Here is a 5,774-nt window from a genome sequence, read left to right as displayed (position 1 = left end):
CGTTAGAAATTACCGCCACCAGGTTTCCTTTGGTGGTGTATTTATAGGCGTTATCTTTATCTTTTTCAATCTCCAGGCAAGGCTCTGCGACACCGGGAGAATAAGCCAGGGAAAGGTCCCTTTGGGTAGCATACTTCTTTGTTGGTACAACTTCTATTTTTCCGGGTTTTGGCTTGGCGTGGTACACCAAAGCTTCTCGTCTCTTCCTCGCTTTATTACTCATAAAATTCATTTTTGCCTTACCAACAAATATAACAAGGTTTCTTTACAAAACTGAAGCAAAAGCTTATTAATACCTCCACCTGAAAAAATGTAGCATCTCTTTATGCCTTCATCAATTCCTCCATATCTTCAATGGTACTTTCTAATCTAACCAGCAATTCCCCATATATAACTGCTGTACTTACCCGGTAAGCTAAAATTCCTAATATGGAAAGCAACGCAGCCATTCCAGTAACAATTAAAAGTTCCAAAGCTAAGTCAAGTTGTTCAAATTTGTTCATTATAGCGCTGTCCTTAAAAAACAACCAGTAAGCAGGAATAGACACTAGAGGCAACCCCACCCCCATAAGCCGGGTAGAAAATTTCATAATACTTTTAATCTGATTTCTATAGTTCAAGAGATAATCGTAAGTACTGTTCTTAACATCCAGCATTTCCAGTTCTTTTAACTTCCTTTGGTTTAAAAAACAGAGTGCTGTAATTAAAGCAGCCACATAAAAACCCAGGATCACTTTTCCCATAAATACCAAAATCCCAAAAATTACTGCTCCGACCGGAATTAAGCTGAAATTGTCTTTTCTGGTCGTCCTTTTTATCTGTTCAATAAGCAAGGTAGATTTGCGTTCATAAAGATTCGACACCGCTGGCGCTGAAAGTTTCTCTTCAGCTTCAAATCCTTTTTTCCAGATATTTTCAATAGATCTTTCCATTAAGTAAATTTTTTAGTTGTTTTTTAATCCGTGTAATTCTCACCCCAATATTATTGGGCGTGGTTCCAATAATGTCTGCGATTTCTTTATAAGAATTTTCTTCCAGGTAAAGCAAAATTATAGCGCGATCTAATTCTGAAAGCTGTCGGATTGCTTTGTAAAGTAGCTTTAAGGATTCATCCTGAAAAGCGTTCTCCTCATCGGGAACATTTTGCACCTGAATATAATCTGAAGACTGAACCTGCTTCTTTTTGCTCTTTCTTAAAAGGCTCATACATACATTCAGGGAAATCCTGTAGATCCAGGTAGACCATTTGGATTCTTCCTTAAAATTTTTGCGGCTATTCCATATTTGAAGGCATACCTCCTGGTAATAATCCTGAAAATCTTCTTCGGTATCTGTATATGCCCTGCAGATTTTAATAATAATCCCGGCATATGGAAGAATAAATTGGGTGTAGAAATCTTTGCTCAAAATTGTCTTTACCTGTTTAGTGATGAAAAACCTGATTTATTACAGGACTGGTAAAAAAACTTAAATTTTGAAGAACTGAAGCATTAATCAAAGCCAAACCGACATTAAAAGGTCGATAATTGCCAATTTTGGGATTAGGCTTTTTTGAAGATCGAAAGTATTTCAACTAAAGTCACTACTCTTTTTTAATGATTTTAAAATTGAGCTTTAGCTTTCATAGTTAACCTTACAAGTACTTTATGTATTAATGAAAAATAATATTATTTTAGTGCCTTAAGCCCCATTTTCATGACACGATTTATCTTTACTTTCTTCTTCTGCACTATATGTGCTTTGAACATGCACGCACAAAATAAAACTTTTAGTCTTACAGAAGTTGATAAAGCTCCCTTTATTACAAAATGCAATGATTCCCTAAACAGCAAAGAATGCTTTAATGCGGAACTAAAGAATCATATTCACCAAAATATTGACATTATGAAATTGGTGGATCATCGGGAATTGCCGGGAAAAGCTTATGTTCAATTTATAATTACAGAAAGTGGTGAAGTTAAAGAGGTGAATGTGAGAACTCACAACAAATATTTAAAAGAAGAAGCACTACGAATATTTGCCGATTTGAAAATTGAACGACCAGCCAGGAAAAATTCTGAAAATGTTGCCATAAAACACGTAATTCCCATTAGCTTCAACACTAAAAATTTTAAAAGCTATGAAGATTTTTTCGAAAAAAACGGAAAGATTCCATCCCAATAGTAGTGCTAACTTTCAAGAAACTTCATATTTCGTTTTAAACCTTCAAATTTTGTCCTTTTTACGGCAGATTTCCTGAAAATTTCATTAAAAGTATCCTTGGTGATCTCTTCCCAGTCCTTTTTTTCATTTTCCAGCAGTTGTGGGTGCGGATTAAAAAGTGGCTCGTTATGAGGTTTAGAAAACCGGTTCCACGGGCACACATCCTGGCACACATCACATCCAAACATCCAATCGTCAAACTTGTCCTTGTAAGAATTTGGCAATTCGTCCTTCAGTTCAATGGTAAAATAAGAAATGCACTTACTGCCATCAACTTTATAAGGTTCCACAATGGCATCTGTGGGGCAGGCATCGATGCAGGCAGTACAGCTTCCGCAGTGATCGGTCACGGGAGTATCGTAATCCAGCTCCAGGTCCACAATTAATTCGGCAATAAAATAGAAGGAGCCGGTTTGTTTGGAAAGTAAATTCGAATGTTTCCCAATCCAACCGAGGCCGCTTTTTGCTGCCCAGGCTTTGTCAAGAACCGGCGCGGAATCTACAAAAGCGCGGCCTTCAATTTGCCCAATTTCGTCCTGCATAAAATGGAGCAACTGCTTCAGTTTGTCTTTTATCACAAAATGGTAATCCTGCCCGTAAGCGTATTTGCTGATTTTATAAGTATTCTCCTTCTGAAATTCTTGCGGATAATAATTGAGGAGCACCGAAATCACACTTTTTGAACCTTCCACCAGTTTTGTGGGGTCCAATCGCTTATCAAAATGATTTTCCAGCCATTGCATCTCGCCGTGCATGTTATTCTGAAGAAAATTTTCCAGCCGCGGCGCTTCTTCCTCTAAAAATTCTGCTTTAGAAATACCACAAGAGAGGAAACCGAGGCGTTTGGCTTCGGCTTTAATCATTTCTGAATATTTCTTCCTGTTACTCATATTTACCTTGGTGTGAACTCCACAATGGCATTTTTCGGCTTTAAGGTGATAAGCGGCTGTATTTCAATTTCAGCTGAAGGAGCTGAAATTTTAAAACGTGAAACCAATTCTGCAACCGTCATAATCATCTCGTACATTGCAAAATTGTTGCCAATACATTTTCTTGGCCCCGCCCCAAACGGAAAATAATACGGCTCATGTTTATTTCCACCTCCTTCAAATCTATCGGGATTAAATTCTTCCGGGTTTTTCCAGTGCTCCTCATTTCTATGGATTTCATATAATGAAAACAACAAACTGGAATTTTTCGGAATATGAATTCCGTTAAACTCATCATCTTCAAGGTTCACCCGGTCTATAAAATAAACCGGCGGATACAGCCGCATGGATTCTTCAACAACCTGGGAAGTATAGGTGCAATTCTTCAGAAATTCAAAATGATCTTCTGAATTTGCCCTGGCCTCTTTTACTTCTGAAGAAATCTTATCCTGTACTTCAGGATGATTTGCAAGGAGTTTGGTAGTAAAAGTCAGCGCATTGGAAGTGGTTTCGTGACCTGCTGTAAACAGGATGAGGATTTCATCTATTAGCTGCTTTTCGCTCATTGCTTCGCCATCTTCATAACGGGCATCCAGCAACATATCCAACAGATCATCCTGCCTTTGGCCGCTTTGCCTGCGCTCAGCAACTATTTTCTTTAGAATTTCCCTGGCTTCCTGCGTGAGTTCCAGGTGGTGTTTAATTTTACCACTCAGTTTAAACCACCAGCCTTTAAAAGGTTGCCGCAATTCTTTGACTAGCATTTTTTGAGCAGCCTCTGTAATATACTGTAATATGTTAATTTCCTCCTGCCCTGCCGCACTGCTAAAAAGGGATTTCACCACCGTTTGGAAAGCCAGGTCATTAAAAATTGGAAAAATATCCATGGCTTTTCCAGTTTCCACCCGATCAATTTCAGTTTTGATGGCCGCATCTACGCTGTCCAACAATTGGGCAAGCTGTTTTTTATGAAAAGCAGGCTGGACCATTCGCCTTTGCTTCCTCCACTGTTCGCCGTCTGTGGTTAGAAGTCCGTGGCCAAGATATTTGGCCATATCTTCTGTTTGGATGGTTGATTTATGATAATTTTTGTGGTTCTTTTTCAGTACATATTCAGCAAAATGAGCATCCCGACAAAAAATCACATTTTTTCTGAAGCCAAGGTCCACCTGGAAAATATCCCCAAGCTTTTGGAAGTTTTCCCGATGAAACGGCAGCGGATTCCGAAGAATAAGATTGGCATTTTTAAGAAACCGGAAGGAGGAAACTGTAGGTATATCGATATTTGCCATTTTTGAAGGTGTTTCAGAATTAAATTTTTGGAAGTAAGTACAGCTTGTCATCCTTAGAAGCCAAACCTAAACCGAAAATTGCCAATTTTCGGCTTCAGCTTAGAAAAGTCCGCCCTGGACGTTGCCTTTTACCCGTCCCAAGTGCCTGTATGCGGCCTCGGTGACCTCCCTGCCACGCGGAGTGCGGTAAATAAAGCCCTGTTGGATAAGAAAAGGCTCATAAACCTCTTCTATAGTCTCGGCGCTTTCACTAACAGCCGTGGCAAGCGTGGTAATGCCTACGGGCCCGCCCTTAAATTTGTCAATTATCGTACTTAATATTTTATTGTCCATCTCGTCCAGGCCATGCGCATCTACATTTAGCGCTTTAAGGGCATACTTTGCGATTTCCAGATCGATTTTACCGTTTCCTTTAATCTGGGCAAAATCCCGAACCCGCCTTAACAGCGCATTTGCAATACGAGGTGTTCCCCTGCTCCTACCTGCAATTTCGATAGCGGCATCCAGAGAAATTGGAACGTTCAGGATATCTGAACTCCGCTGAACAATATCTGAAAGTAGTTCTGTAGTATAATATTGCAGCCTGCTGGAAATTCCAAACCTCGCCCTCATGGGAGCGGTAAGTAATCCAGACCGCGTGGTGGCGCCAATAAGGGTAAACGGATTTAAGTTTATTTGAACAGTCCTGGCATTGGGACCCGATTCTATCATAATATCTATCCGGTAATCTTCCATTGCTGAATATAAATACTCCTCAACAACCGGACTTAACCTATGGATTTCGTCGATAAAAAGAATATCCCGTTCTTCAAGGTTAGTAAGTAAGCCGGCAAGATCACCGGGTTTATCTAGCACCGGCCCCGAAGTAACCTTTAGTGTAACACTCAGTTCGTTTGCCAGAATGTGGGCGAGGGTGGTTTTTCCCAAACCCGGGGGACCGTGAAAAAGGGTATGATCCAACGCTTCCCCTCTTAAATTCGCCGCCTGAACAAATATTTTTAAATTTTCCAGCACCTGATCCTGTCCTGCAAAATCATCAAAACTCAGAGGCCGCAAAGCTCTTTCTACATCAAATTCTTCCGAAGAAAAATTTTCGCCGGTCGGATCCAGATTTTCATTCATATACACAGTTTAATGTTACCAGGTTTGGCTTCAGCTTATCTTTTTCAACTTAATCACAAAGATAAAAGAAAAAACCTCCCAATCCCGAAAGCATTATATTAACCCCACAGTTCCTTATCTTACCAAAGATTAGGAAGAAACAGATCTAAAATAAAAACCCCGCAGGAATAAACTTGCGGGGTTTCTTTATTTTTTTACTCGATAATCGAGATTTTAATGCTCCGAAGCT

6 protein-coding genes and 1 pseudogene are annotated in these 5,774 nt (G+C 39.6%); 1 reads left to right on the top strand and 6 read right to left on the bottom strand.

What is annotated here, in order from left to right; translation table 11 throughout:
• The 3 genes and pseudogenes from RM529_RS15640 to RM529_RS15630 all read right to left on the bottom strand — a co-directional run.
• Positions 1-223, bottom strand: a pseudogene (locus RM529_RS15640) (hypothetical protein); the annotation flags it as partial.
• A gap of 100 nt (positions 224-323) precedes the next feature.
• Positions 324-932, bottom strand: coding sequence for a hypothetical protein (locus RM529_RS15635; RefSeq protein ID WP_311485688.1), 609 nt, complete (start codon positions 930-932; stop codon positions 324-326).
• A complete protein-coding gene (locus RM529_RS15630; protein WP_311485687.1) occupies positions 916-1,407 on the bottom strand; it encodes an RNA polymerase sigma factor in 492 nt (163 codons plus the stop codon). The genes RM529_RS15635 and RM529_RS15630 overlap by 17 nt, the downstream gene beginning before the upstream one ends.
• A gap of 477 nt (positions 1,408-1,884) precedes the next feature.
• On the opposite strand from RM529_RS15630, the gene RM529_RS15625 reads away from it, so the two are divergent.
• Complete coding sequence (locus tag RM529_RS15625; protein ID WP_311485686.1) at positions 1,885-2,163, top strand: energy transducer TonB; 279 nt, start codon at positions 1,885-1,887, stop codon at positions 2,161-2,163.
• Between the two features lie 5 nt (positions 2,164-2,168).
• On the opposite strand, the gene queG is transcribed toward RM529_RS15625, so the two are convergent.
• The 3 genes from queG to ruvB form a co-directional block, all read right to left on the bottom strand.
• The gene (gene queG / locus RM529_RS15620) at positions 2,169-3,092 is read right to left on the bottom strand and encodes a tRNA epoxyqueuosine(34) reductase QueG (RefSeq protein WP_311485685.1); all 924 of its coding nucleotides are present in this window, start codon (positions 3,090-3,092) and stop codon (positions 2,169-2,171) included.
• Between the two features lie 2 nt (positions 3,093-3,094).
• Positions 3,095-4,423, bottom strand: coding sequence for a cytochrome P450 (locus RM529_RS15615; RefSeq protein ID WP_311485684.1), 1,329 nt, complete (start codon positions 4,421-4,423; stop codon positions 3,095-3,097).
• A 99-nt stretch (positions 4,424-4,522) separates the two neighbouring features.
• On the bottom strand, positions 4,523-5,545 hold the full coding sequence (gene ruvB / locus RM529_RS15610) for a Holliday junction branch migration DNA helicase RuvB (protein WP_311485683.1): 1,023 nt from the start codon (positions 5,543-5,545) through the stop codon (positions 4,523-4,525).
• Positions 5,546-5,774 lie beyond the last annotated feature (229 nt).

Origin of the sequence: Autumnicola edwardsiae (assembly GCF_031846505.1) — a bacterium.
Classification (GTDB): Bacteria; Bacteroidota; Bacteroidia; order Flavobacteriales; family Flavobacteriaceae; genus Autumnicola; species Autumnicola edwardsiae.
Note: the sequence above shows the minus strand (reverse complement) of the source record. Positions and strands in the feature narration are given on the sequence as shown.